The sequence below is a fragment of the Streptomyces sp. WMMC940 genome (assembly GCF_027460265.1).
In the GTDB taxonomy this organism is placed as follows: domain Bacteria; phylum Actinomycetota; class Actinomycetes; order Streptomycetales; family Streptomycetaceae; genus Streptomyces.
On record NZ_JAPZBC010000001.1, the window covers coordinates 5,359,594 to 5,384,147 of the forward strand.

At 72.5% G+C, this 24,554-nt stretch carries 22 protein-coding genes and 1 riboswitch; of the genes, 6 read left to right on the forward strand and 16 right to left on the reverse strand.

All coding sequences use genetic code 11. From position 1 onward, the window contains the following. The first annotated feature begins 164 nt into the window (after window positions 1-164). Window positions 165-1,268, forward strand: a complete 1,104-nt coding sequence (locus tag O7595_RS23580; RefSeq protein ID WP_269730604.1) for a serpin family protein — start codon at window positions 165-167, stop codon at window positions 1,266-1,268. Between the two features lie 83 nt (window positions 1,269-1,351). On the opposite strand, the gene O7595_RS23585 is transcribed toward O7595_RS23580, so the two are convergent. The 6 genes from O7595_RS23585 to O7595_RS23610 form a co-directional block, all read right to left on the reverse strand. Further along, complete coding sequence (locus tag O7595_RS23585; RefSeq protein ID WP_269730605.1) at window positions 1,352-1,771, reverse strand: hypothetical protein; 420 nt, start codon at window positions 1,769-1,771, stop codon at window positions 1,352-1,354. Between the two features lie 29 nt (window positions 1,772-1,800). Continuing rightward, window positions 1,801-2,127: an antibiotic biosynthesis monooxygenase family protein gene (locus tag O7595_RS23590; RefSeq protein ID WP_138055552.1), complete on the reverse strand. Its 327-nt coding sequence runs from the start codon at window positions 2,125-2,127 to the stop codon at window positions 1,801-1,803. A gap of 92 nt (window positions 2,128-2,219) precedes the next feature. Then, complete coding sequence (locus O7595_RS23595; RefSeq protein ID WP_269730606.1) at window positions 2,220-2,888, reverse strand: O-methyltransferase; 669 nt, start codon at window positions 2,886-2,888, stop codon at window positions 2,220-2,222. A gap of 326 nt (window positions 2,889-3,214) precedes the next feature. Then, the gene (locus tag O7595_RS23600) at window positions 3,215-4,369 is read right to left on the reverse strand and encodes a serine hydrolase domain-containing protein (protein WP_269730607.1); all 1,155 of its coding nucleotides are present in this window, start codon (window positions 4,367-4,369) and stop codon (window positions 3,215-3,217) included. A gap of 179 nt (window positions 4,370-4,548) precedes the next feature. Beyond that, on the reverse strand, window positions 4,549-5,772 hold the full coding sequence (locus tag O7595_RS23605) for a serine hydrolase domain-containing protein (protein WP_269730608.1): 1,224 nt from the start codon (window positions 5,770-5,772) through the stop codon (window positions 4,549-4,551). A gap of 362 nt (window positions 5,773-6,134) precedes the next feature. After that, window positions 6,135-7,388, reverse strand: coding sequence for a cytochrome P450 (locus O7595_RS23610; protein ID WP_269730609.1), 1,254 nt, complete (start codon window positions 7,386-7,388; stop codon window positions 6,135-6,137). A gap of 261 nt (window positions 7,389-7,649) precedes the next feature. Between O7595_RS23610 and O7595_RS23615 the strand changes: the two genes are divergently transcribed. Continuing rightward, the gene (locus O7595_RS23615; protein ID WP_269730610.1) at window positions 7,650-8,819 is read left to right on the forward strand and encodes a steroid 3-ketoacyl-CoA thiolase; all 1,170 of its coding nucleotides are present in this window, start codon (window positions 7,650-7,652) and stop codon (window positions 8,817-8,819) included. Between the two features lie 168 nt (window positions 8,820-8,987). Here O7595_RS23615 and O7595_RS23620 read toward each other — a convergent pair whose 3' ends face one another. Both O7595_RS23620 and O7595_RS23625 read right to left on the reverse strand, forming a co-directional pair. Beyond that, window positions 8,988-9,752, reverse strand: a complete 765-nt coding sequence (locus O7595_RS23620; RefSeq protein WP_269730611.1) for an ABC transporter permease — start codon at window positions 9,750-9,752, stop codon at window positions 8,988-8,990. Then, the gene (locus tag O7595_RS23625; RefSeq protein ID WP_269730612.1) at window positions 9,749-10,681 is read right to left on the reverse strand and encodes an ABC transporter ATP-binding protein; all 933 of its coding nucleotides are present in this window, start codon (window positions 10,679-10,681) and stop codon (window positions 9,749-9,751) included. Before O7595_RS23625 ends, O7595_RS23620 begins: the two co-directional genes overlap by 4 nt. Window positions 10,682-11,016: 335 nt before the next feature. Between O7595_RS23625 and O7595_RS23630 the strand changes: the two genes are divergently transcribed. Next, window positions 11,017-11,187, forward strand: a complete 171-nt coding sequence (locus tag O7595_RS23630) for a hypothetical protein (protein ID WP_269730613.1) — start codon at window positions 11,017-11,019, stop codon at window positions 11,185-11,187. Window positions 11,188-11,645: 458 nt separating this feature from the next. Here O7595_RS23630 and O7595_RS23635 read toward each other — a convergent pair whose 3' ends face one another. The 7 genes from O7595_RS23635 to O7595_RS23665 all read right to left on the reverse strand — a co-directional run bounded on the left by O7595_RS23635 (window position 11,646) and on the right by O7595_RS23665 (window position 20,267). Next, window positions 11,646-12,047, reverse strand: a complete 402-nt coding sequence (locus tag O7595_RS23635) for a transglycosylase SLT domain-containing protein (RefSeq protein WP_269730614.1) — start codon at window positions 12,045-12,047, stop codon at window positions 11,646-11,648. Between the two features lie 300 nt (window positions 12,048-12,347). Continuing rightward, window positions 12,348-13,157: an ECF transporter S component gene (locus O7595_RS23640; protein ID WP_269732604.1), complete on the reverse strand. Its 810-nt coding sequence runs from the start codon at window positions 13,155-13,157 to the stop codon at window positions 12,348-12,350. Between the two features lie 203 nt (window positions 13,158-13,360). Beyond that, window positions 13,361-15,202 (reverse strand): ABC transporter ATP-binding protein, encoded by a 1,842-nt coding sequence (locus O7595_RS23645; protein WP_269730615.1) that lies wholly within the window; start codon window positions 15,200-15,202, stop codon window positions 13,361-13,363. Further along, entirely contained in the window at window positions 15,199-16,305 is a 1,107-nt protein-coding gene (locus O7595_RS23650) for an energy-coupling factor transporter transmembrane component T (protein WP_269732605.1), read from the reverse strand. The genes O7595_RS23645 and O7595_RS23650 overlap by 4 nt, the downstream gene beginning before the upstream one ends. A 347-nt stretch (window positions 16,306-16,652) precedes the next feature. Further along, entirely contained in the window at window positions 16,653-17,336 is a 684-nt protein-coding gene (locus O7595_RS23655; protein WP_269730616.1) for an SCO2322 family protein, read from the reverse strand. Further along, window positions 17,336-18,595, reverse strand: a complete 1,260-nt coding sequence (locus O7595_RS23660; RefSeq protein WP_269730617.1) for a prenyltransferase/squalene oxidase repeat-containing protein — start codon at window positions 18,593-18,595, stop codon at window positions 17,336-17,338. The genes O7595_RS23655 and O7595_RS23660 overlap by 1 nt, the downstream gene beginning before the upstream one ends. 130 nt (window positions 18,596-18,725) lie before the next feature. Then, window positions 18,726-18,798: riboswitch (cobalamin riboswitch) on the reverse strand. A 428-nt stretch (window positions 18,799-19,226) separates the two neighbouring features. Continuing rightward, on the reverse strand, window positions 19,227-20,267 hold the full coding sequence (locus O7595_RS23665; RefSeq protein WP_269730618.1) for an MBL fold metallo-hydrolase: 1,041 nt from the start codon (window positions 20,265-20,267) through the stop codon (window positions 19,227-19,229). 294 nt (window positions 20,268-20,561) lie between these two features. Between O7595_RS23665 and O7595_RS23670 the strand changes: the two genes are divergently transcribed. Together O7595_RS23670 and O7595_RS23675 are read left to right on the forward strand one after the other, a co-directional pair. Then, window positions 20,562-22,025, forward strand: a complete 1,464-nt coding sequence (locus O7595_RS23670) for an aldehyde dehydrogenase (RefSeq protein WP_269730619.1) — start codon at window positions 20,562-20,564, stop codon at window positions 22,023-22,025. Then, entirely contained in the window at window positions 22,025-22,258 is a 234-nt protein-coding gene (locus O7595_RS23675; protein ID WP_269730620.1) for a ferredoxin, read from the forward strand. The genes O7595_RS23670 and O7595_RS23675 overlap by 1 nt, the downstream gene beginning before the upstream one ends. 70 nt (window positions 22,259-22,328) lie before the next feature. On the opposite strand, the gene O7595_RS23680 is transcribed toward O7595_RS23675, so the two are convergent. Further along, a complete protein-coding gene (locus tag O7595_RS23680; RefSeq protein ID WP_269730621.1) occupies window positions 22,329-22,955 on the reverse strand; it encodes a TetR family transcriptional regulator in 627 nt (208 codons plus the stop codon). 274 nt (window positions 22,956-23,229) lie between these two features. Here O7595_RS23680 and O7595_RS23685 point away from each other — a divergent pair, with 274 nt between their 5' ends. After that, window positions 23,230-24,543 (forward strand): glycosyltransferase family 4 protein, encoded by a 1,314-nt coding sequence (locus tag O7595_RS23685; protein WP_269730622.1) that lies wholly within the window; start codon window positions 23,230-23,232, stop codon window positions 24,541-24,543. The last annotated feature ends 11 nt before the right edge of the window (window positions 24,544-24,554 follow it).

The following is a 24,554-nucleotide window of genomic DNA, read 5'->3' on the forward strand; positions in this document are numbered from 1 at the left end:
CCTGGCACACTGCACCCGGAAGCGGAAGAAGCGGGTGACGGGGGGCGGTTGCGGTGGACGACACGGCGAGTACGGAACGAGCAGGTGCGATACCCGGGCCACCGCTCCGGCCGGGTCCGTACCCCGGACGGGCAGGAGCCGTCCGGGCCGTCGGGGAGCGGTGGTTGCGGCAGTTCGACGGGCGAGGCGACTTCGTCTGCTCGCCCGCCGGGCTGTGGCTCGCACTCGGTGCCGTGGCGGCGGGCGCGCGCGGCGGCACCGCCGAGGAGCTGCGGGCGCTGCTCGGCACGGCCGGGGACGACGCGGCCGCGGCCGTCACCTCCGCGGCCCGGGAACTCGCCGACACGGAGGCGTTGGCCGTGGCGACCCGCGTGTGGAGCAGGGTCCCGGTCCACCGGGCCTACCGTGGGGCGCTGCCCGGCATCGGATTCGCCCATCTCGGCGACGGCCGGGACGACATCGACGACTGGGTGAAGCAGGCGACCGGCGGGCAGATCGAGAGGCTGCCGGCCCCCGTCCTCCCGGACACTCTCCTGGCCCTGGTCAACGTCCTCGCGCTGAAAGCCCGTTGGCAGACGCCCTTCCCCGGCCATGCGACCCGGCCCGCGCCGTTCACGGACGCATCGGGGACGCTCCACCAGGTGCCGACGATGCACCGGCGGCTGGCCCCCGGCGACGCGTGGACCACGGGCCCGGCCCAGGTCGCCCAGCTGCGCTGCGAGGGCGCGGCGGGCGCGGTGGTCCGGCTCGTCCTCGGCGCGCCGGACGCCGGCCCCGCCGACGTGCTGCCCGCGGCCTGGGCGCCGCGCGAGGCGTGCGCACCCGTCGAGGCGGAGGCCGTCGCCCTCGCCGTGCCCCGCCTCGCCCTGCGGACGACGACGGACGTCACACCCCAACTGCCCGCGCTGGGCGTCCGGCAGGCGACCTCGTCGCTCGCCGACTTCTCCGGACTGTCGCCCGAACGACTGGCGATCTCGATGGTCGTCCAGGAGGCCGTCCTCAAGATCGCGGAACTCGGCGTGGAGGCGGCGGCCGCGACGGCGGTCCTCACCCGCGCGGGCGGCGCGCCTCGTCCCGACCGGACCCTCCGGCTCGCCTACGACCGCCCCTTCGGCGTCGTCGTCCTCGACGCCTCCGGCCGGCTCCCCCTCTTCGCCGCCTGGCAGTCGACCGCCCCGGCGGGCGACCCGGTGCCCGAGCCGGACCACCTCGGCACGTTCCCGCCCCCGCCGCCGCTCCCGCCGGGGGCGACCGGTCCGGGACGCTGACGCCGTGTGGCCGACGGCACCGGAGCCCCGCCGGAACGACGCTCCGACGGGGCTCCTCGTCGCGGAACCGACTCAGGAAGGGGTCAGCGCAGGCTCCAGACGACGTCGAAGGACTCCGACGGATCGTCGGACCCGATGACTCCTGTGCCGCCGAGAAGGGCGGAGACCTTCTGGCACTGCACGTAGCCCGCACCGCTCCCGGACCGGAGCCCGATGACGAGCCGCCGCGACCTCCACCGGGAAGGCACACCGGACAGCTCGAAGACGCGTCCGCTCTCCGCGTCGTCGAACGCGTGGAGTTCCAGGCCGTCGTAACGGGTCACCAGTTGTACGGCGTCCACGCCCTCGAACAGGAGGTCCAGACGCAGCGGGTGCGCGGAGTCCGGCGCCGCACGGAGCAGCAGCCGTGAATGGCCGACGCCGTACCGCCAGACCCTGAAGCTCCGCTCGGAGGCGAAGAGGACGGACGCGTCGTCACCGGCGCTGCTCGGACGGACCGTCACCACTCCTCTCCCCGCCCCACTCCGGGTGTTCAACCCTGCTTCGGCGCGGCCTGCTGGACCACCTCGAAGGACCACAGGGTCGAGCCCGTCGCGGCCGGCTTCGGGCGTTCGCCCCCGCCGCCCTCGCCGCGGTGGGCGGCCTGCATGGGGCCGGACATCCAGTTCTGGAAGTCCTCCTCGCTGCGCCAGCGGGTGTAGACGAGGTAGTCGTCGGTGCCCTCCAGCGGGCGGAGCAGCTCGAACCACTCGAAGCCGTCCGAGGACTCCACGGCCCCCGCACGAGCGGAGAACCGCTGCTCCAGGGCCTCGCGTTGTTCGGCGGGGACGGTCAGCACATTGATCTTCACGACACTCATGAGGTGCAGGATAGGGCGGGCACGGGCCACTCGGCGTCCCGACCCGGCGGGGCGGCGGACGGCGCACCGGGCGCTCGCCGCCCCGCCCGGGCTCAGCCGGTGACGCGGGCCAGCAGGAGGCCGTCGTACCCGCGTGCGCCCACCGTCTGGACGGCGGTCGCCGTGAGCCGCGGGTGCTCCGAGACGACCTCGAACATCCGGCGGGTGCCCACGACCGCGGGGTCCTCGCTCGTAGCGTCGAGGACCGAGCCGCCGCGTACGACGTTGTCGACGACGATGACGCTGCCCGGGCGGGACAGCTTCACCGCCCACTCCACGTAGTGGGGGTTGTTGGCCTTGTCGGCGTCGATGAAGAAGAAGTCGAACGGGGCGCTGCCCTCGGCCTCCAGCGCTGCGAGGCTGTCGAGTGCGGATCCGACCCGTACCTCGACGTTCTTGTCGAGTCCCGCGCGGGCGAGGTTGGCGCGGGCCACGTCCGCGTGCTTCGCGCTGTACTCGAGCGAGACGAGTTGTCCGTCGGCGGGCAGTGCCCGGCCGAGCCAGATGGTGCTGTAACCCCCGAGCGTGCCGATCTCGAGGATCCTCGTCGCGCCCTGGGTGAGGGCAAGCAGGTGCAGCAGCTTGCCCTGGCTGGGCGCGACGGCGATCTGCGGCAGGCCGGCCGCGTCGCTCGCGGCCACGGCGGACTTCAGGGCGTCGTCCTCCGGAACCAGCAGGTCGGTCAAGTAGGCGTCCACGGCGTTCCATTGCTGTTCAGACATACGGGAAACGTATCCCAGGTCCGAACTCCCGGGCGGGACACGCATCCCGGACCGGCTTCACCGCCCACGGCAGGTTCCCTGCCGGGTGCCATGGCTCCACGGACGTCCCCTGCCGCAGGCCCCTGCCCCACGGCGACCGCGACCACCGCACGCCCGCACGCCCGCACGCCCGCACGCCCGCACGCCCGCACGCCCGCACGCACCACGTCCGGCGCCACATGCCCGGTCGGGCCCGGGAAGACGCCGATACGGCGCCTCCCCGGGTGGATCGTCGCGTTCAGCCAGCATCCCCCGACCGCGGCCGACGCGCCATTCGACCGTGACCTTCAGTGGGCGGCCGCGTACCGCCAGAAGTCCCTCATCAGTACGGGCGGCGTCGGCCCGGTCATCGCCACCTGGCTGAACATGACGCTCACGGTGCCGGTGGCCGGGACGATGTGCGCGGTGGTGCCGGTGCCGCCGACCCAGCCGTAGCGGCCGGGCACGTTCCACGGCTGGGTGGCCTCGATGTCGACCGCCCCGCCGAAGCCCCAGCTCTGGCCCTCCAGGAACAGATCGCTCGCCTCGCGCTGGGCCTTGGTCAGCCGGTCGCCGGTCATCCGCCGTACGGACTCGGGGGACAGCAGCCGGCGTCCCCCGAAGACGCCTTCGGCGAGCAGCATCCGGCCGAAGGCCCACCAGTCGTCGACCGTCGAGACCAGACCGCCGGCGCCGGACGGGAACGCGGGCACGCTGGTCCACTGTCCGTGTGCGTCGGTTCCGTCGACGAGTACGAGCCCGCCGGGCTCGTCGGGCCGGTAGTGGCTGGTGAAGCGGTCCAGTTTGCCCGCCGGTACGGTGAATCCCGTGTCGGCCATGCCGAGCGGCTCGAACAGCCGCTCGGCCAGGAACTCGGGCAGCGGGCGCCCCGTGACCCGGGAGACCAGTACGCCCTGGATGTCGGAGCAGGTGTTGTACAGCCAGGTCTCGCCGGGCTGGTGCAGCAGCGGGATCCGGGCCAGCGCCGCCATCCAGGCGTCCGGCGCCGGAACGCTCCGCGGCTGCGGCGGCCCCTGCTTCAGCTCGCTGAACAGCGGTGTGAGCGCGGGCAGCGAGAAGTCGGACGGAAACCCGTATCCGGCGCAGGAGCTGAGCAGGTCGAACACGGTGATGGGTCTGGCCGCCGGGACGACGTCGTCGACGGGACCGGACGGCGTACGGACGACCATGGGCGCCGCCAGCTCCGGCAGCCACGGGGCGACCGCGTCGTCCAGCGCGAGCCGGTCCTCGTCGACCAGCAGCATGACCGCCGCGGCGACGAGCGGTTTGGTGACCGAAGCGATCCGGAAGATCGAATCCCTTTCCATCGGGGCGCTGCCGTCGACGTCGACCGACCCGACGGCCGCGACCTCCACCCGGTCACCGTGCGCCACCAGTCCCACGGCGCCCGGCACCGATCCGTCGCCGACGTGTCTCATGAGGGTCTCGCGCAGGCCGCTCATCGGTCCCCTTCCGCAGAGTGCGTTCGGAGGTGGGACTACCGCCGCGGCCGGAACTCATCGGCGCTCCGCCGAACCGGCCGCCCGGGGTGTACCTCCGCCGGGACCGTCACGGCACATGACGGTCCCGGCGGCACTCGAACAGATTCCCCGGTGCGCCCGTGTGCGAGGGGCGACGGACGCTAGGACGTCGGTGACGGTGTCCGTGACGGGGGCGGGCTGCTCTTCTCGGACTGCGGCGCGGTCGGCAGGTCGAACACGTTGCGCGGTGTCACCACCTCGGTGACGGCGCGCCCGAGCATCGTGCTCAGCGCCTGGCCGCGGTAGTCGGTGTCGGAATTGACCAGGATCACCAGTGTGGCCCGCTGGGACGGCAGTTGCAGGGCCAGTGTCTCGTAGCCGGGAAGCTCCCCGTTGTGTCCGATCCAGCCCCCCACCCGCATGATGCCCAGTCCGTACTGGACTTGCGGGATGGTCGTCGGCCCGAACCGCAGACGTTCCTTCTGCGTGGAGGGGTTGAGTAGCCGTCCGTCGGCCAGGGCGGGCAACCAGGTGTGCAGGTCGTCGAGGTCGGAGATCACGGCGCCTGCCGCCCAGGCCCAGGAAGGGTTCCAGTTGGTGGCGTCGACCGTGCCGCCGGACGGGGTGGCCGTGGCGGCACCGGACTTGGTGTAGGCGGTGTAGCCGTGGGCGAAGGGTTCCGGCATCGCGTCGTCCGTCGGGAACGAGGTCCCTTCGAGCCTCAGTGGCGCGAACACGCGCTGCCGGAGGTAGTCCTCCAGCTGCTGTCCGGTGACCTTCTCGATCACCAGCCCGAGCAGCACCGTGTTGGTGTTGCTGTACTCCCACCGGGTGCCGGGAGGGAAGTTCGCCGGGTGCGCGAACGCGTAGTCGAGCAACTGCTGCGGGGTGAAGGTCTGCTGGGGATCGGCCTCGAAGGACTTCTCCCACTTGTCGTCCTCGGTGTAGTTGAACAGGCCGCTGCGCATGTCGGCGAGCTGGCGCAGGGTGATCCGGTTGCCCGCCGGTACGCCTTCGACGTACTTGCCGACGGGATCGTCGAGCCCGACCCTGCCCTGGTCGACCAGTTGCAGCAGGCCCGTGACCGTGAACGTCTTGGTGACGCTGCCGATCCGCATGTGCAGACCGGTCTTCATCGGTGTGCCGGACGACTTGTCGGCCACGCCGAAAGCCTTCTCGTAAGTGCCGCGGCCGGGAATCCAGACGCCGACGATCACGCCCGGAATCCCGGCTTTCGCCATGGTGTCGGTAACGGCCTTGTCGAGGGCCTCCGTCACGGCGGGATCGAACTCCTGACGTACGGTCTGCGCCTGGGCACCGGTCAGGCCCGTGGCGACCAGCAGCAGGGCGGCGAGAACCGCCGGCACGACTCTGAGACGGATCATCCGCAGCCACCTCTGATTTCTCGGCGAACGAGGTGAAACGGCCCCTTCGGTGAAATGGTCGATACAGGGATCATCCATCATAAGATCGCCGCAATCGGAGGGCGACTCGAACACGGACGCAGCCCGGACGCGCTCCGGCCGAGCCGCGTCCGGGCCGAGCCGCGTCCGGGCCGAGCCGCGTCCGGGCCGGGTGGGAGACGGGGCGGGCGCAGGGGGGATGGCCCCGCCTCCCACGGCGGGGGTGCGTGCGTCGCCGGGTGGGTGTCCGCCGGCTTGCGCGCGTCACGGCTGTGTGCTTCTCCGCGTCCGTGCGTCGGTCCCTGCGTCGGCGGGCGCGTGCACCGGCCGGTGGCTCTTGCGCCTCAGCCGCCGACGCTGACCCGGAGTTCCTTGATCCCGTTCAGCCACGCCGCGCGCAGCCTGCGCGGATCGCCGGCCAGGCGCAGGTCCGGCAGGGCGTCGGCGACTGCGTTGAAGATGAGGTCGATCTCCTGGACCGCGAGGGACTTGCCGAGGCAGAAGTGCGGGCCGCCCCCGCCGAAGCCGAGGTGCGGGTTGGGGTCGCGGGTGATGTCGAAGGCCCCCGGGTCCTCGAAGACCTCGGGGTCGTTGTTGGCGGACGAGTAGAAGAGGCCCACCCGGTCGCCCTTGCTGATCTTCTGGCCGCCGAGTTCGGTGTCCTGGGTCGCGGTCCGCTGGAAGGAGACCACGGGCGTGGCCCAGCGGACGATCTCCTCGGCCGCGGTCGTCGGGCGCTCCCGCTTGTAGAGCTCCCACTGCTCGGGGTGGGTGAGGAAGGCGTGCATACCGTGGCTGATCGCGTTGCGGGTGGTTTCGTTGCCCGCCACCGCCAGCAGCAGCACGAAGAAGCCGAACTCGTCGGAGGAGAGGTTGCCTTCGCCCTCGGCGGCGACGAGCTGGGTGACGATGTCCTGCGCCGGGCACTCCTTGCGTGCGGCCGCCAGGTTCATGGAGTAGCCGATCAGCTCCATGGCGGCCTCGGCGCCGATCTCCTCCGTGATCGCGTACTCCGGGTCGTCGTACGCCACCATCTTGTTCGACCAGTCGAAGATCCGGGCGCGGTCCTCCTGGGGGATGCCGATGAGTTCGGCGATGGCCTGCAGCGGGAGTTCGACGGCGATCCGGGTGACGAAGTCGAAGCCGCCGTCCGCGCTGCCCCTCGCGGCCGCCCTCGCCTCCTCGACGATCCGCCGGGCGCGGTCGCGCAGCGCCGACTCCAGTCCGCGTACGGCGCGCGGGGTGAAGCCGCGCTGGACTATCTGCCGGACCCGGGTGTGTTCGGGAGGGTCCATGTTGAGCATGATCAGGCGCTGCGCCTCGATCTGGTCGCGGCTGATGTGCTCGTTGAAGCGGATGACCGCGGTGTTCTCGCTGGAGGAGTACAACTCGGGATGCGTGGACACGTATTTGACGTCCGCGTGGCGGGTGACCGCCCAGTAGCCCTCGTCGTCGAAGCCGGTGATGCCGCGTGGCTGGGGGCACCACCAGACGGGAGCCGTTCGGCGCAACCGGGCGAACTCGGGGAGGGGGACGCGGCTCTGCAGGAGATCGGGGTCGGTGGCGTCGAACCCTTCGGGGAGATGGGGGCAGGGCATCGGCAACTCCAGGTCTCGCGGCTGGACAGCTGTGCGGCGGCTGCAAGGTTCTGACGACCCATCAGAATTGTCCGCAACGTAGTAACGGGTTCTACAACTGGCAAGACTCGCGGCGGGAACTGTTGCGTGCAGGAGCCTTGCGTACCTGGGGTAACCCTCATAAGACTGCTAGAGAACTAGAACGCGTACTAGTTCCTTTTGCGGTTCTTGCGCGCGGGGTACCGGGACACTCCGCGCCGGTGCTGAGGAGAGGACGAGCTCATGGCCGCGGAACCCGTCATCGTCGAAGCCGTACGCACACCCATAGGCAGGCGCGGTGGCGCGCTCGCCAATCTGCATCCCGCCTACCTACTGGGCGAGACCTACCGTGAACTGCTCGGCCGCACCGGCATCCACGCCGACTGCGTCGAGCAGATCGTCGGCGGCACCGTCACCCATGCCGGCGAGCAGTCCATGAACCCGGCGCGCAACGCCTGGCTCACCATGGGGCTGCCCTACGAGACCGCCGCGACGACCGTCGACTGCCAGTGCGGCTCTTCGCAGCAGGCCGCGCACATGACCGCCAACATGGTCGCCGCCGGGGTGATCGACGTCGGCATCAGCTGCGGCGTCGAGGCCATGTCGCGCGTACCGCTGGGCAGCGGCTCCAAGCACGGACCGGGCAAGCCCTGGCCGGACGAGTGGAACGTCGACCTGCCCAACCAGTTCGAGGCCGCCGAGCGCATCGCGCGCCGTCGCGGACTCACCCGCGAGAACGTCGACTCCCTCGGCCTGATCTCCCAGGAGCGGGCCGCGGTGGCCTGGGCGGAGGAGCGCTTCAAGCGCGAGACCTTCGCCGTCCAGGTGCCCACCACCGAGGAGGAGCAGCACGCCGGACAGGGCATGTGGCGGCTCGTCGACCGGGACGAGGGCCTCCGGGACACCTCGATGGAGGCGCTGGGCGGGCTGAAGCCCGTGATGCCGACCGCGGTCCACACCGCCGGGAACTCCTCGCAGATCTCCGACGGCGCGGCGGCGATCATGTGGGCGTCCAAGCGCATGGCGCGGGCCCTGAAGCTGAAGCCGCGCGCCCGGATCGTCGCGCAGGCACTCGTCGGGGCGGACCCGCACTTCCATCTCGACGGGCCGATCGACGCCACACGGGCGGTGCTGGGGAAGGCCGGCATGTCGCTCAGGGACATCGACCTGGTGGAGATCAACGAGGCGTTCGCCTCCGTTGTGCTCAGCTGGGCGCAGGTCTTCGACCAGGACCTGGAGAAGGTCAACGTCAACGGCGGCGCCATCGCGCTGGGGCACCCCGTGGGCGCGACGGGCGCGCGGCTGATCACGACGGCGCTGCATGAACTGGAGCGGACGGACAAGGAGTTCGCCCTGGTGACGATGTGCGCGGGCGGCGCGCTGGCGACGGGCACGATCCTGCAGCGGCTGTGAAGCCGTGAGGCCGTGAGGCCGTGAGGGAGTGAGACGTCATCCGCCTTCCGGAGGTGATCCGATGGTTCGGGGCGGTCGGGTTCGAACTCCCTTCGGCGGAAGGGGGCAAGGGCGTGGCTCGTCCGCACTCCCGGCCGTGGCACCCGGCGCGTGCCCGGCCGGGATCGCTCAGGTTCGGGGTTCCCAGCGGAACCTGCGGGCCGCGATCGCGGCGAACAGTGCGGTCCATGCCAGTGCCAGCACGAACCGGCCGACTCCTTGCAGCACGGAGAGTTCTCCGGTCCAGCCCGAGCGCACCAGGTCGATCGTCGGTGACAGAGGCGCGAAGAGGAGGACGTCTGCGGCCGCGTCGGGCAGCACCTCACGCGGGATGTAGATGCCTGAGATCATCGGCAGCACGAAGATCGCGGGCAGTGTCGCGACCATGACGGACTCGATGTTCTTGCACAGGGCCGCGGTCGCCGCTGCCATCGCCGTCATGAGGGCGACGCCGGTGAGCAGTGCCGCCGTCGCGGCGAGCGGTTGACGGGGGGCCACGCCGTACATCGCTGACAGGGCGGCCGCCACCCCGAGGATCTGTACGACGGCGATGGTGATGAACATGGAGGCGCCGCCTGCCAGGATCACCGGGTCGGAGACCTCGCCCGTGCGCAGCCGCTTGAGGACGAGTTCCTCCCTGCGGGCGACGTAGAGACCGGTGACGGAGGAGTAGAGGGAGAAGATCAGCAGGATGCCGGTGGCGGTGGACACCATCAGAGGTCCCGGGTTGAGGCCGTGCCCGGCGAGGTCCATCTGGTCCTGCACGAAGCGCATCGCCATGAGGATCATCAGGGGTACGAAAAGGACGAAGACGTAGTTCGCCTTGATCCGGTTGAACAGCTTCCACTCGATGCGGAAGAGGGCTCGCATGTGGCGCGTGGTCGTGCTGGTCACTCGGGGTCCCCCTGGCTGGCGATGCGGATGAAGGCCTCCTCGAGCGAGGCCGGCCGCGCCGTGAATCGGTCCAGTGTCACGTCATGCTCCGCGGCCCAGTTCAGCAGCCGGGTGGCGTCCTGCTGCAACCGCGCGGTGGTGACCGTCACACGGCCACTGTGCTCGTCGGCCGGGCCGCTGACCGCGGGGAGGTCGCGTGCTCGCCACGCGTCGGGCAGACCGAAGGTGAGGGTGGACGGGTGGTCGGCGACGATCTCGGAGACGGTGCCGGACGTCGCGATCCGGCCTCGGTGCATGATGGCCAGCCGGTCCGCGAGGGACTCGGCCTCCTCGAGGTAGTGCGTGGTCAGCAGGATCGTCGTGCCTTGTTCCCGCATGCTCCGGATCAGTTGCCATGTGGTGTGCCTGCCCTCGGCGTCCATGCCCGCGGTCGGTTCGTCGAGGAAGAGCACCTCGGGGTGGGAGAGCGTGGCAACGGCCAGGTCGAGCCGTCGCTTCTCGCCGCCGGAGAGGTTCTGGACCATGGTGTCGGCACGGTGTTCGAGCCCGGCTATGCCGATGGCCTCGGCGATGCTCCGCGGCCTCGAGGTGAGCTCGGCCCACATCCCCACGCTCTCCCGAACGGTGAGGTGGGATATGAATCCGCCCTCCTGCAGCATCGCGCCGGTACGGGGCCGGATTCTGGCCCGGTCGGCGACGGGGTCGAGCCGGCCGAAGATGCGGATGCTGCCGCGGTGCGGTGAGGCGAGGCCCTCCAGCAGTTCGACGGTGGAGGTCTTACCGGCACCGTTGGTCCCGAGGAGCGCGAACAACTGCCCCCGCCCGACGGTGAAGCTGACGCCGCGTACGGCGTCGAACGCGCTCTTGCCGCGCCCGTATCGACGCCACACGTCCTCGGCTTCGATGTGACTCGTTTCCTCTGGGGACATGCGTCCTTCCGAAATGGGTGTGGGGGGTGTGCAAGCCGATCATCGCATGCCCATAGGCCTGTAGGGGCGGCGGCATTTGCAGGTTCTGTGAAGCGGAAATACGCATCTGGAACCCCAAGTTCCCCGAGAATAGTTCGAATGTGGCGCCGGTCACACCGTAAAGTCTTGATCAACTCGCCTTGACCGTTCATATACTGACGTTCGCAAGCGGCGGGACCGACCAACCTCGCCGCCTGTCCGATGCGAGGCCCCGGACCCCTTCGTGAATGACCGGATGCTGCGGCTCCGGGATGTACCTGTCGCGGGCTGCGCGCTCTCACCCGAGGGGGAAGTTCATGCTTCTGAGCAAGGTGAAGCAGGATGCTTCGCTTGCGGAGTTCCTCGCCGATGGCGGCTCGGACGGCCGTGTCGCGCCCAACATGGCCACGCCGGGCGTGGTCGTCGTCACCTCGAAGTGGGCGGTCGCGGCCGCCGGCGCATACGTGGTCACCAAGAACGTCAAGTAGGCGACCGTCACGCACAGTTCATGGGTAAAGGCGATGTAATGCGCCTTTGTCGCCCCTCGCTCCATGAGTCTTTGCGGGGCGAAGGGGATTCTCGGTCCCCGCTTTTTTCGTGGGGAACAGTGCACCCCCATTCTTCCGGGATTCCTGTCCCCGTTCTTTTCAGGGCAGGACGGGATGTCCATCACCTGCAAAACGCAGAGAGGAGGGAAAAACATGCTGATGCAGAAGGTCAACGCCAACACGGCCCTCAAGGGGGCTCTCGACACTGGTGACGCCACCCGTGGCGCGGCTCCGGTCGTGGTCTGCCCTCATGGCTCCGGGCGGCGCGGGGCGGCGGGGTGCCAGGACCCGAGGATGGGCTCATGGTCACGGCGAAGGCCCCGTGCCGACGCGTGGTGCGTCGGCACGGGGCCCGGGTCCGCCGTGTGGGGCAGTCCGTCGTCCGCCGTCCGGCCGGCTCAGTACCAGTGGTTGGCCTGCCAGAAGTTCCAGGCGCCGCACGGGCTGCCGTAGCGCTCGTTCATGTAGTCCAGACCCCACTCGATCTGGGTCTTCGGGTTGGTCTTCCAGTCGGTGCCGGCAGAGGCCATCTTGCCGCCCGGCAGGGCCTGGACCAGGCCGTAGGCGCCGGAGGAGGCGTTGGTGGCCGTGTGGTCCCAGTTCGACTCGTGCGAGACGATCTTGTCGAAGCACTGGAACTGCGCGGCGGGCATCATCTGCTTCGCGATCTCCTGCGGCGTCGCGGCCGAGGCCGTCGACGTCGTCCCCATCACCGCGCCGGCCGCACCCAGAAGCACGGCGGTACCGGCGGCGAGGGACTTGCTGCGGGCGGAGATGCGGGTGATCAGCGAGCGGGACAAGGGCTTACCTAACGTTCGGGGACTCCGGGTCGCGAGGGGCGGGCCGAGCCGGGCTCGTGTGCCGGGCTTCCAGGCCCTGCTGCGCCTTGCGACGGGAACAGTTGTAGCCAGCCCCGGGGGCCCGTGCCGTGACCGGGCTCACGCCGTAGATACGACATAGAGGGGGCATCGAAGGTCGAAGGTCCCAAACCGGACATATGCGGTTTAAGGGCAGGTGGGGAGGGGTGTGGCGAGAACCCGCGTCCTCGGACGACACCTACGAACGCCGATAGTTCTGGGACCAAAGTCCTGTGGGCCGCCTCACCCTTCGGGAGAGGTTTTGGCCGCCTCGAATGTGACCTGGGCCTCGAACGCGGCCCGCCGGGTCGCCCGGCGGAGCGCTTTCAGCAGCGTCGGGCCCACCGCGAGGGTCAGTACGACGGTGAGGACCGCCCGCCCCAGGTCCCAGCCGAGGGAGGTGGCGAGGACGTAGGCGCCGAACCGGACCAGGTTCTCGGCCACGGGAGCGCCCTCCTGGAACGAGATGCCGGAGGCGAGGCCCGGCACGAGCGTCCAGCCGTAGAGGTTCATGGCCGTGCCGTACGCGAACGCCGCGGCGAAACCGTACCCCGCGAGCATCAGCAGCTCCGCACGGCCCCTGAGGCGGTGCGCACCCGGCAGCAGACCCGCGCCCATCGTGAACCAGCCCATGGAGAGCATCTGGAACGGCATCCACGGCCCGACCCCGCCCGTGAGCAGGGCGGACGCGAACATCGTCACCGAGCCGAGGACGAATCCGAACCCGGGCCCGAGCACCCGGCCGCTCAGCACCATCAGGAAGAACATCGGTTCCAGTCCCGCAGTGCCCGCGCCGAGCGGCCGCAGCGCCGCACCCACCGCGGCGAGCACGCCGAGCATGGCGACGGCCTTCGCGTCCATGCCGCCGTCGGCGATGGTCGCGACCACCACGCCGACGAGGAGGGGGAGCAGAGCGGCGAACAGCCAGGGGGCGTCCTGTGCGTGGCCGGTGACGGCGGCGTCCGCGTCGGCGAGCAGCGGCCAGCCGAAGGCCACGACACCGATCGCGCTGATGAGGGCGAGGGCGGTGACGGCGCGGGGGCCGAGGCGCACGGGGCGGGCGAGGACGGGGTGGGTCGCGGTCCCGTGCCGGTCGGCCTGTTCGGCCCGCTCGGCCCGGTCGTGCCCGTCGAGTCGGTCGGCCCGGTCGTGCTCCTCAAGCTGGTCGGCCCGGTCGGCCTGCTCGGCCTGCTCGGCCCGGTCGCGCAGGTCGGGTCGACCCAGCCGGTCGGGCCACCCGGGGATGCCGGCGGTGTTCACAGGGCGGCCTCCACCTGGGCGACGGTGAGCCACGGCTCCGGGGCGAGGATCTTGGCGACCTGAGGGGCGAAGGCGGGGGACGAGACGACCACGTCGGCCGTCGGTCCGTCCGCGACGACCTCGCCGCCCGCGAGGATCACCACACGGTCCGCGATCTCCGCGGCGAGTTCCACGTCATGGGTGGCCAGCACGATGCCGTGACCCTCGGCCGCCAAGCCGCGCAGCACGGTGACCAGTCGCGACTTCGCCGCGTAGTCGAGCCCGCGGGTCGGCTCGTCGAGCAGCAGGAGCGGCGGACGGGCGGTCAGCACGATCGCGAGGGCGAGGGTCAGCCGCTGGCCTTCGGACAGATCCCGGGGATGGGTGGCGTCCGCCACCCCCGGGAGCAGCGCGGAGACCAGCTCCCGGCAGGTCCCGGGCGCGGCCCCGGCGTCCGCGTCCGCGGCGGCGCACTCCGCCCCGACCGTGTCCGCGTACAGCAGATCCCGCGGCTCCTGGGGAACGAGCGCGACCCGCCGTACCAGCTCGGCGGGCGGGGTGCGGTGAGGAGTGCTCCCGCCGACCCGGACCGTCCCCGACGCGGGCTCGACCATGCCGACGAGGCTTCCCAGCAGCGTCGACTTCCCGGCGCCGTTGCGGCCCATGAGGGCGACGGTCTCTCCGGGCGCGACCACGAGATCGACCCGCCGCAGCGCCTCGATCCGCCCGCGCCGCACCCCGAGCCGCGCGGCCTCCACGAGCACCGCCGGGTCGTGGTCCCCGGCCGGCTCGACCCTCCGGGCCCGTCCGCGCCCGAACCGCGGCACCAGGGCGGCCGGCCCTCGTCCCCGGCCGGTCCGGCGCCCGCGCATCGCGGCGCCGGAGACGTCGGCACGCGCCGGGCCCGGTGCCGCTCCGCCGGTCGTGTCCGTACCGTCCGTCGTGCGGGCGGAGGGCGGGACGGGGGCCGCGGGCCCGGCCTCCGTCTTCCCCTCCCCGCGCACCGAAGGGCGTGTGCCCCGCGCGGCTGCCGGTGTCGTCCCGGCCAGCCGGGCGCGCAGTTCGCCCGCTCGGCGGCGGGCGTCGCGGATGGAGAGGGGGAGCGGGGCCCAACCCGCGAGGTGGCCGAGTGCGACGACCGGGGGGCGGACCGGGGAGAAGGACATGACGTCGGCGGGGGCCCCCGACACCGGGGGCTCGCCGGGCGCGGGCATCAGAACGACCCGGTCCGCGTACTGCACCACCCGCTCCAGCCGGTGCTCGGCCAGCAGGACCGTCGTCCCCAGGTCGTGGACGAGCCGCTGGAGTACCGCCAGCACCTCCTCCGCGGCAGCGGGGTCGAGCGCGGACGTCGGTTCGTCGAGTACCAGCACCTTCGGGTGCGGGGTCAGCACGGACCCGATCGCGACCCGCTGACGCTGCCCGCCCGAGAGCGTCGCGAGGGGACGCTCGCGAAGCTCCGCCAGCCCCAGCAGGTCCAGCGTCTCCTCGACCCGCCGGCGCATCACGGCGGGCGCCAGCCCCAGCGACTCCATTCCGTACGCCAGCTCGTCCTCGACCGTGTCGGTGACGAAGTGCGCGAGCGGATCCTGGCCCACCGTGCCGACGACGTCGGCGAGTTCGCGCGGCTTGTGGGTGCGGGTGTCGCGCCCGTCGACCGTCACCCGGCCCCGCAGCGTGCCGCCCGTGAAGTGCGGCACCAGCCCGGAGACCGCCCCCAGCAGCGTCGACTTACCGACCCCCGAGGGCCCGACCAGCAGGACGAGCTCGCCCTCCGGGACGGTGAGGTCCACCCCGGAGACCGCGGGCGCCGCCGCGGCGTCGCCGTACGTCACGGAGACGTTCTCGAAGCGGATCATGACGAGGACTCCTTCGGCGGCACGGGCGCCACGAACGCGGGCAGCAGGCCCACCAGCACCGCCGCGGCGGGCCACAGCGGCAGGGCGGGCACGGTCAGGGGTACGACACCGGGATGCAGCGCACCGGGCTGGTACGCACCCGCGCGGATCATCAGCGCCGCGACGACGACGCCGGACCCGGCCACCAGCCAGGCCCTCGGACCCCAGCGGTCCGGGCGGTACCGGGTGCGCATCTGGCGCCGTCCACCGAGCCACAGCCCGCCCAGCGCCGCCGCGAACCCACCGAGGAGCACGGGGAGTCCGTACCCCGCACCCTCCGCGGCGAGCAGCCCGTAGGAACCGGCGCACACGCCGAGCAGCCCGCCGAGGGTGAGGGCGGTGGTGGTGTGCCGCACGGCCGGGGGCACCCGCGCGGTACGGCCGTAGCCGCGCGCGTCCATGGAGGCGGCGACCGCGACCGAACGCTCCAGCGCCCCCTCCAGGACCGGCAGCCCGATCTGCAGGACGGCCTTCACCCCGCCCGTCGGACGGCCCCGCAGCCGCCGCGCGGTACGGAGCCGGAACACGTCGGCGACCATGTTCGGCGCGAACGTCATCGCGACGACGACCGCGACCCCCGCCTCGTACAGCGCGCCGGGGAGCGACTTCAGCAGCCGGGCCGGGTTCGCGAGAGCGTTCGCCGCGCCGAGACAGATCAGCAGGCTCGCCAGCTTCGCCCCGTCGTACAGCGCGAACACCATCTGCTCCGCCGTCACCCGGCCGCCGATCCTGACGCCCTGCGCCCAGTCCGGCAGGGGCACCTCGGGCAGCGTGAGCAGGACGCGGGTGCCCGGGACGGGCGAACCGAGGACGACGGAGAACACCAGCCGGATCGCGATCACGGCGAGGCCGAGCTTGACGAAGGCGCCGTACGAGCGGGCCCAGGGAGCGTCGGTGCGCCGGGCCGCCACGACGTACCCGGCGACGCCCACCAGCAGCCCGAGCAGGAGGGGATTCGTCGTCCGCGAAGCGGCGGTGGCGAGGCCGAGCGCCCAGACCCACCAGGCGCCGGCGTGCAGCGCGTTGCTCCGGTCGGCGGCGGGCGCGCGCAGGGCACCGCCCAGCGGCCGGCGCTCCCGCGGCGCCCGGCCGGACGGCCGACTGCCGCGGGGGGCGGCGACGCGCTCGCCGCTCCCGCCGCCGGGGTCGTTTCCGTGGTTGGTGGGGGTGGCGTTGCCCGGGCCGTTTCCGGGGCTTTCGCCGGGGTCCGTGACCGCGTGGGGGTCGTTTCCGTGGTGGGTGGGGGTGGCGTTGCCCGGGCCGTTTCCGGGACCTTCGCCGGAGACCGTGTCCGCGCCCGGTTCGCCGTCGCCGGGGCGGGCGTGCGGGACACCGCCCAGCAGCCGGACGGGGCGCCGCCGTCCGTGCGGCTGTACGGGATCGTCCGCCGGCGGGGGCACGGGCGTCGCGGTCATCCGCGGCGGCGGGACTGCCAGAACGCCGCCCCGCCCAGCGCGAGCACGGCCGCGATGCCCGCGAAGATCCCCAGCGAGGGGCCTCCGCCGGCCGCCCCGCCGCCGGCCGCTCCGGAGGGCTTCCCGGCCGGCGGGGCGGACGCGCCGGACTCCGCGGGTGCCGGATCCCCGGCCGAGACCTGCTCGCCGCAGCCGGTCCTCGGGTAACCGGAGATCGCGCACAGCAGCGCGTCCGAGTTGTAGCGGAGCGGCTTGGCGACCGCCGCCAGGGCCTCCGCGCTGGTGGCGTCCGAGGGGACCGCGGCGCAGCCGGACGCCGGCGCGGACGGGGGCCTCTCACCGGACGGCGCGTCCGCCTCGGTGCCGAAGTCGATCACGATCCCGACCCGCTTGGTGCCGGGCTTCGCCGGCGTGTCCGCGCACAGTTGCGAGAAGGAGGGGGCGGTACGCGGCTTCGCCGAGTCCTGCGAGTCCGCGCTGACGGAGAAGCGGTACCCGTCCACCGAGCCGTCGACCGGCCGCGCCGTGGCCGGTCCCTGGGTGGCGTAGGCCCAGGCGGTGCCGCCGGACTGCCAGAACGACCAGTACCGGTAGCCGGCCGCCTGCGCCTGCCCCGCCACGCCCGGCACCGCGAGCACGGCGCCGAGCGCGAGGAGGAGCGCGGTCACTCGCCTGTGCATCACTGCTGCTTGCTCTTGCGGCGGCCGCTGATCAGGATGCCTATGCCGGCACCCGCCGCGACGCCGGCGCCGACGATCCACCAGATCCCGGCGCTGTCGCCGCCCTTGTGCTCCTCGCCCGCGTCGCCCTTCGTCCGCGGAGCCGGCGGCGCGGTGGTGGAGACCGGCGAGGGACCGGTCGCGTTCAGCTGCCGTACGAGGTCGGCGCCGCCGAAGTCCCGCGGGTCGTCGCCGTGGGCGTGCGCGGCGAGGATCAGCTGCGCGTACGCCGCCGGGCCGCCGTCCTTCGCCCACGCGGCGGAGTTCTTCTCCAGCCACCGGACCGCCTTGTCCGCCTTGTCGCCGTGCCCGGCGGCGGAGAGCGCGAGGACCGCGTCCGCCGTGTTGCCGAAGTCGGGGAGCGGGGCCGGGTCGGCGGCGCCCGGCATCGGCGGCGAGTCCAGATGGCCGGTCTTCGCCAGCGCCGTGGCCAGGTACGCGGCGCCGTTGCGGGCCGACTGCTCCGGGGTGGCCTTCGCCGGGGAGACGCAGGCGGCGGGGGCGCCGTCCGACTCCGGGCCGGAGACGACCAGGCCGCGGCCCAGCCCGGCGAGCACGGCGGCCGCGGTGGCGTCGCCGTTGGCGAGGAGCTTTCCGGCCTTGTCCGGCTGGTAGGCGAACGCACCGCCGCCGGCCTTGTCCGCGCACGGCACGGCGAACGTGAGCAGCGCGTCGAACGGGCTCCTGCCGCTCTTCGACTTCACCTCGCCGGGCCGCGCCTTGGCCGCGGCGAAGGCGCCGATCACGACGGACGTGGAGTTCGCGTCGGACGGCATGCCCGGGTTGTAGCTCCAGCCGCCGTCCTCGTTCTGCACGGACTTCAGCCACCCGAGGCCCTTGTCCACGGCGTCCCCGTGGCCGCCGAGGGCACGCAGTGCCTGTACCGCCGCGGCGGTGGCGTTGGTGTCCAGCATCGTCTTCGCGTCGCACGGCCTGGACACGTCCGCACGGTAGGAGGCGAAGCCGCCGTTCTCGCACTGCTGCCCGGTGAGCCACCCGACGGCCTGTTCGGCGGGCACGGTCTTGACGACATCCTGGGCGAGCAGGGCCAGCGACTGCCGCCACACACCGTCGTAGGTCGGGTCCTTCGTGCCGTAGAGCCCGGCCGGGAGCGCGGCCGACGGGGAGGGGTTGGGGGCGGCCGTCGCTGCCGGAGCAGCGGCCACGCAGAACACGGCGGAAGCGGCGGCGAGCGCTGCTGCGCTGCGGCGAACGGACATGGCGGACTGGGCCTCTCCTGCGGGGAGCCGGGCACAGGCACGCTGAGGTACCAGGCTCCGGCCCCGTATTCCTCGACGGTGCCTGCCAGCGGGCCGGTCCCGATGGCACGAGCCGGTCACGGCCGGTCCGGGGCATTCCGACTCGCCGCCTGTGACGGCGGCTCACGGCTGCGGGTCAGTGCCGGATTCGCACCGGCTTCCCCCCGTACGGGTGTGATGACGACTCGCACACTCTACCGGCCCGTAATCCCGGCCCCTCGGGACGGGCGGCCGGGTACGGAGAGAGGCCCTCAGTGCGGCCCCGCCCACCGGGCCTCGCGCGGATCTCGGAGGGGCCGGGTGGCTTGTGCGGGGGTCCGGCTCGGGTGTCGGCGGGGCCGGGTGGCTTGTGCGGGGGTCCGGCTCGGGTGTCGGCGGGGCTGGGGGGTGGCTTGTGCGGGGGTCCGGCTCGGGTGTCGGCGGGGCCGGGTGGCTTGTGCGGGGGTCCGGCTCGGGTGTCGGCGGGGCTGGGGGGTGGCTTGTGCGGGGGTCCGGCTCGGGTGTCGGCGGGGCCGGGTGGCTTGTGCGGGGGTCCGGCTCGGGCGGGCATCGGCGGCGCGAACCGTGCTCACCGCCGTCCGCGCACCCCGGCTCAGCCCACCGCGGCGTACGCCACCGGGTCGCTGCCCGGCACCGCCTCCACGCGGCCCAGTTTCACCAGGCGGCGCAGATGGGCCTCGGCCTCCGAGACGGCGATGGTGCGGGAGCCGTACGCGATCTCGTCCCACGGCCGGTTCCACTCCATGCGCTCGGCCAGCTGCCACGGCGTGAGCGGTGCGGCGAGGAGGGACAGCAGCCCGGTCAGCCGCTCCTCGTGGTGGGTGAGGAGTTCCCGGACCCGGGCCGGGGCGTCGGTGAAGGCGTGCTGGTGAGCCGGGAGCACTTCGGCGGCACCGAGACGGCCGACGCGTTCCAGGGAGTCCAGGTAGTCGCCGAGGGGGTCGGTGACCGTGGAGTCGTCGGGGTCCTCGTACAGGCCGATGTGGGGACTGATGCCGGGGAGCAGATGGTCGCCGGAGAAGAGGCGGCCGTGGCCGGGGAGGTTCGCCGGATGCTCCTCCTCCAGGTGCAGGCACACATGGCCGGGCGTGTGGCCGGGGGTCCAGATCGCCCGCAGCCGCCGTCCGGCGAGGTCCAGGAGTTCGCCGGGTGCGATCTCGCGGTCGGGCAGGGCCGCCCGCAGCCCGGGAAGGGTCCGCATCCGGCCGCTCTCGCGGGCCGCGAGCAGCGGGGCGAGGTGCTCCTCCGGCGCGCCGACGGCGGCGAGCTTCCCGGCCAGGTAGTCGAGCCAGGCCCCGGGTCGGGCCTCCCGGGTGCGGCGGACGACGGCGATGTCGGCCGCGTGCATCGCGATCCACGCGCCGGACGTCTCGCGGACCCTGCCGGACAGCCCGTGGTGGTCCGGGTGGTGGTGGGTGACGAGCACTCCGTGGACGTCGGCCACCGCGAGGCCCAGTTCGGCGAGGCCGTCCGAGAGCGCCGTCCAGGACGCGGGGTCGTCCCATCCGGTGTCGACGAGGACGGGTCCGCGGCCGGTGTCGAGGACATGGACCAGCGTGTGGCCCAGGGGGTTGTCCGGGATGGGGACCTTGAGGGACCAGACACCGCCGCCGTGCTCCGTCACCCGCGTCATCGGCTCCCCATCCTCCCGGCCCGGGCCCGAACGAGAACCCGTTCCAATGGTCGCCCAAGTCGACTTCCTTGCAAAGGGCTCGGCGGTGTGCGGGGCCGGGGCCCGAGGCGTCGGTCCACGTCCGCGGCCGCCTCCCGGGACCGGGCCGGCGTCCGCGCGGCTGCCTCCCGGGAGCGGGTTCCGGCCGTGGACTCCTCCGGCGAGAACTGGTATCTGTTCAGGCGGTCGGCGTATCTGAAATGCCGTCAGAAAACTGGAGTGCTCGGAGAGCCGGGGCCGCGGGAGGCAGTCGTCATGTCCGAACTGGTGGAGCACGGGAAACTCTTCGTCGGCGGGGAGCTGGTCGATCCCCTCGGCACGGACACCATCGAGGTGGTCTCGCCGCACACCGAGCAGGTCATCGGGCGCGTCCCGCACGCCTCGCGGGCCGATGTGGACCGGGCGGTCGCGGCCGCGCGAGCCGCCTTCGACCACGGGCCCTGGCCGCGGACGCCGCTCGAGGAGCGCATCGAGGTGGTCGGCAGGATCAAGGACGCGATCGCCGTACGGCACGAGGAGATCGCCCGCTCGATCAGCTCCCAGAACGGATCGCCGTACTCCTGGAGCGTCCTGGCCCAGGCGCTCGGCGCCATGATGGTCTGGGACGCGGCCATCACCGTGGCCCGCGACTTCACCTACGAGGAGCGGCGCGCCGGAGTCCTCGCCCCCCTCCTCGTCCTGCGTGAACCGGTCGGCGTGGTCGCGGCCGTGGTCCCCTGGAACGTCCCGCAGTTCGTCGCCGCGGCCAAGCTCGCGCCCGCCCTGCTCGCCGGCTGCGGAGTGGTCCTGAAGCCCTCGCCCGAGTCCCCGCTGGACGCCTACATCCTGGCCGACATCGTCCGCGAGGCCGGCCTGCCCGAGGGAGTGCTGTCGATCCTCCCCGCCGACCGCGAGGTCAGCGAGTACCTCGTCGGGCATCCCGGCGTCGACAGGGTCTCCTTCACCGGCTCGGTCCCGGCCGGCCGGCGCGTGATGGAGGTCGCCGCCCGCAACCTCACCCGCCTCACACTCGAACTCGGCGGCAAGTCCGCCGCGGTGATCCTGCCGGACGCGGACCTGGAGACGGCCGTCCAGGGCATCGTCCCGGCGGCCTGGATGAACAACGGCCAGGCGTGTGTGGCCCAGACCCGCATCCTCGTCCCGCGCACCCGCTACGACGAGTTCGCCGACGCCTTCGCCGCCGCGGCCGGGGCGCTGGTGACCGGCGACCCGCTGGACCCGGCGACCCAGGTCGGTCCGCTCGTCGCCCGCCGCCAGCAGCAGAGGTCGCTCGGCTACATCGCGCTCGGCCAGGAGGAGGGCGCCAAGGTCCTCGCCGGCGGCGGCCGCCCGGCCGGCCTCGACCGCGGCTGGTACGTCGAGCCGACCCTCTTCGGCGGTGTGGACAACGCCATGCGGATCGCCCGTGAGGAGATCTTCGGACCCGTCGTCTGCCTGCTGCCGTACGGCGACGAGGGCGAGGCCGCCGCGATCGCGAACGACTCCGAGTACGGGCTCAGCGGCAGTGTCTGGACGGCCGACGTCGAGCACGGCATCGACTTCGCGCGGCGCGTCAGGACCGGGACGTACAACGTCAACACGTTCAGCCTCGACATGCTTGGCCCGTTCGGCGGATACAAGAACTCCGGGCTGGGGCGGGAGTTCGGTCCCGAGGGATACGGCGAGTACTTTGAGCACAAAATGGTTCATTTGCCGTCGGGATACGGGAGCGAGAGCTGATGGGTGACCGCTGGCAGGTCGAGGTCGACCGTGGTGTGTGCATCGGTTCGGGGATGTGTGTCAACAGTGCGCCGGACGGCTTCAAGCTGGACGCGGCCCGCCAGTCGCACCCCACCGAACCGGAGACCGACGCGAACGAGGACATCCTCAGCGCGGCGGAGGGCTGCCCGGTCGAGGCCATCTCGATCCGGCTGCCGGGGAGCGGAGAGGCGGTGTTCCCGCCCGAGGAGTAGCCTCCTGCGTCCGGTACCGGGAGGCGCACGGTCGCGGCGGTCCGCGACCGTGCGGAGTCGGCCCGGGGCTTCACACGGTGGGCCGGCGCTCCGGGGCCGTGAGGTCGATCAGGCGGCAGACCGTCTCGATGTCGATCTTCACCTGGGCGATCGAGGCGCGGCCGGACAGCCAGGTGATCAGGGCCGAGTGCCAGGTGTGCTCGATGACCCGGACGGCGGAGAGCTGTTCGGGCGTCGGGTCCTCCAGGCCCATCGCGTCCAGGATGATCGCCGTGGTCTGGCGGGAGACCGTGTCCACCTCGGGGCTGACGCTGCGGTCGGCGAAGGTCAGCGCACGCACCATCGCGTCCGCCAGGTGCGGTTCGCGCTGCAGCGCGCGGAACGCCCGCATCAGGGTCTCGGCCACCCGCTGCGCCGCGCTGTCCGCGACCGGCGGGCGCTTGCGCAGGGTGGTGTGCAGATGCTGCAGCTGGTCCTGCATCGTGGCCACGAGCAGGTGCACCTTGGAAGGGAAGTAGCGGTACAGCGTGCCGAGGGCTACGCCGGCGGCCTCGGCGACCTCACGCATCTGCACGGCGTCGAAGCCGCCCCGGCTGGCCAGCTGCGCGCTGGCGTGCAGGATGCGGCGGCGCCTGGCCTCCTGGCGCTCCGTCAGGGGCGGGGCCGCCGGAACGGCCGGCCTGGCTTCCGCGCTCATCTCTTTCGTCCCCGTCCCCGTCCCCGATCCAGGGGCCCTTCCCGGCCCGCTGTCCGGATCCGTGCTGCGTTCCCGTTCCGGGAGCTGCCGGAGGGCCAGCATGGCAGGGCTCCGCGCCGTGGCGCGAATCACCTGATCCAGGCCTTACAGCAGCGCTACCTGCCGGTAGATTCGATGCTCCTTGAGCGATCAAGAACGATCAAGTGTGGAACTTGTTCTAGATTAGCGCGAGCGGTTACGCTCCGGCGAAAGTGGAGTGAGAAGGGGGCCGTAGGTGACCGCTGAGGCCATAGCGGCCGGGCCCCGTCGGGGTGCGTCCGGTGCCGATGACCGACCGCTGCGCATCGCGCTCCTCACCTACAAGGGCAACCCGTTCTGCGGGGGCCAGGGCGTCTACGTACGCCATCTGTCCCGGGAGCTCGCCCGCCTCGGCCACAGCGTCGAGGTGATCGGCGCCCAGCCCTTCCCCGTGCTCGACGAGGGCGTGCCGCTCACCGAGCTGCCCAGCCTCGACCTGTACCGGCAGCCCGACCCCTTCCGCACCCCCGGGCGCGGCGAGTACCGCGACTGGATCGACGGGGTCGAGGTCGCCACGATGTGGACGGGGGGCTTCCCGGAGCCGCTGACGTTCTCGCTGCGCGCTCGGCGCCATCTGCTGGCGCGCCGGGGCGAGTTCGACGTCGTCCACGACAACCAGACCCTCGGGTACGGACTGCTCGGCGACCTCGGCGCACCGCTGGTCACCACCATCCACCACCCGATCACCGTCGACCGGCAGCTCGAACTCGACGCCGCGCACAACTGGCGCCGCCGGGCGTCGGTGCGCCGCTGGTACGGCTTCACCCGGATGCAGAAGCGGGTCGCGCGCCGGCTGCCGTCCGTCCTCACCGTCTCCGGCTCGTCCGAGCAGGAGATCGTGGAGCACCTGGGTGTCCGTCCGGAGCGGCTGAGGGTCGTGCACATCGGCGCGGACACCGATCTCTTCTCGCCGGACCCGTCGGTCGCCGAGGTGCCCGGCCGGATCGTGACGACGTCGAGCGCCGACGTGCCCCTCAAGGGCCTGGTGTTCCTCGTGGAGGCGCTCGCCAAGCTCCGTACGGAGCAGCCCGACGCGCATCTCGTCGTCGTCGGCAAGCGCGCCGAGGACGGACCCGTGGCCCGGATGATCGGGCGGTACGGCCTCGAGGACGCCGTGCGGTTCGTGAAGGGCATCTCCGACCAGGAGCTGGTGGACCTCGTACGCAGCGCCCAGGTGGCCTGCGTCCCTTCGCTGTACGAGGGGTTCTCGCTGCCGGCGGCCGAGGCGATGGCCACCGGTACCCCGCTGGTCGCCACGACCGGCGGCGCCATCCCGGAGGTCACCGGCCCCGACGGCGAGACCTGCCTCGCCGTGCCGCCCGGCGACGCCCACGCCCTCGCCGGCGCGCTCGGCCGGCTTCTCGGGGACGCGGGACTGCGCCGCCGTATCGGCACGGCCGGACGGGACCGCGTCCTGTCCCGGTTCACCTGGACCCGCGCGGCCCAGGGCACGGCGGAGCTCTACCGCGAGGCCATCGCGGCACGCGCGGCCGCGGCCGGTGCCCGATGAACACCCGGCGT

Coding starts and splice junctions, on each gene's coding strand:
- O7595_RS23590 (WP_138055552.1), bottom strand. CDS start 2,127: ATGAGTGTCGTGAAGATCAATGTGCTGACCGTCCCCGCCGAACAACGC.
- O7595_RS23595 (WP_269730606.1), bottom strand. CDS start 2,888: ATGTCTGAACAGCAATGGAACGCCGTGGACGCCTACTTGACCGACCTG.
- O7595_RS23600 (WP_269730607.1), bottom strand. CDS start 4,369: ATGAGCGGCCTGCGCGAGACCCTCATGAGACACGTCGGCGACGGATCG.
- O7595_RS23605 (WP_269730608.1), bottom strand. CDS start 5,772: ATGATCCGTCTCAGAGTCGTGCCGGCGGTTCTCGCCGCCCTGCTGCTG.
- O7595_RS23610 (WP_269730609.1), bottom strand. CDS start 7,388: ATGCCCTGCCCCCATCTCCCCGAAGGGTTCGACGCCACCGACCCCGAT.
- O7595_RS23615 (WP_269730610.1), top strand. CDS start 7,650: ATGGCCGCGGAACCCGTCATCGTCGAAGCCGTACGCACACCCATAGGC.
- O7595_RS23625 (WP_269730612.1), bottom strand. CDS start 10,681: ATGTCCCCAGAGGAAACGAGTCACATCGAAGCCGAGGACGTGTGGCGT.
- O7595_RS23630 (WP_269730613.1), top strand. CDS start 11,017: ATGCTTCTGAGCAAGGTGAAGCAGGATGCTTCGCTTGCGGAGTTCCTC.
- O7595_RS23645 (WP_269730615.1), bottom strand. CDS start 15,202: ATGATCCGCTTCGAGAACGTCTCCGTGACGTACGGCGACGCCGCGGCG.
- O7595_RS23655 (WP_269730616.1), bottom strand. CDS start 17,336: ATGCACAGGCGAGTGACCGCGCTCCTCCTCGCGCTCGGCGCCGTGCTC.
- O7595_RS23660 (WP_269730617.1), bottom strand. CDS start 18,595: ATGTCCGTTCGCCGCAGCGCAGCAGCGCTCGCCGCCGCTTCCGCCGTG.
- O7595_RS23665 (WP_269730618.1), bottom strand. CDS start 20,267: ATGACGCGGGTGACGGAGCACGGCGGCGGTGTCTGGTCCCTCAAGGTC.
- O7595_RS23670 (WP_269730619.1), top strand. CDS start 20,562: ATGTCCGAACTGGTGGAGCACGGGAAACTCTTCGTCGGCGGGGAGCTG.
- O7595_RS23675 (WP_269730620.1), top strand. CDS start 22,025: ATGGGTGACCGCTGGCAGGTCGAGGTCGACCGTGGTGTGTGCATCGGT.
- O7595_RS23680 (WP_269730621.1), bottom strand. CDS start 22,955: ATGAGCGCGGAAGCCAGGCCGGCCGTTCCGGCGGCCCCGCCCCTGACG.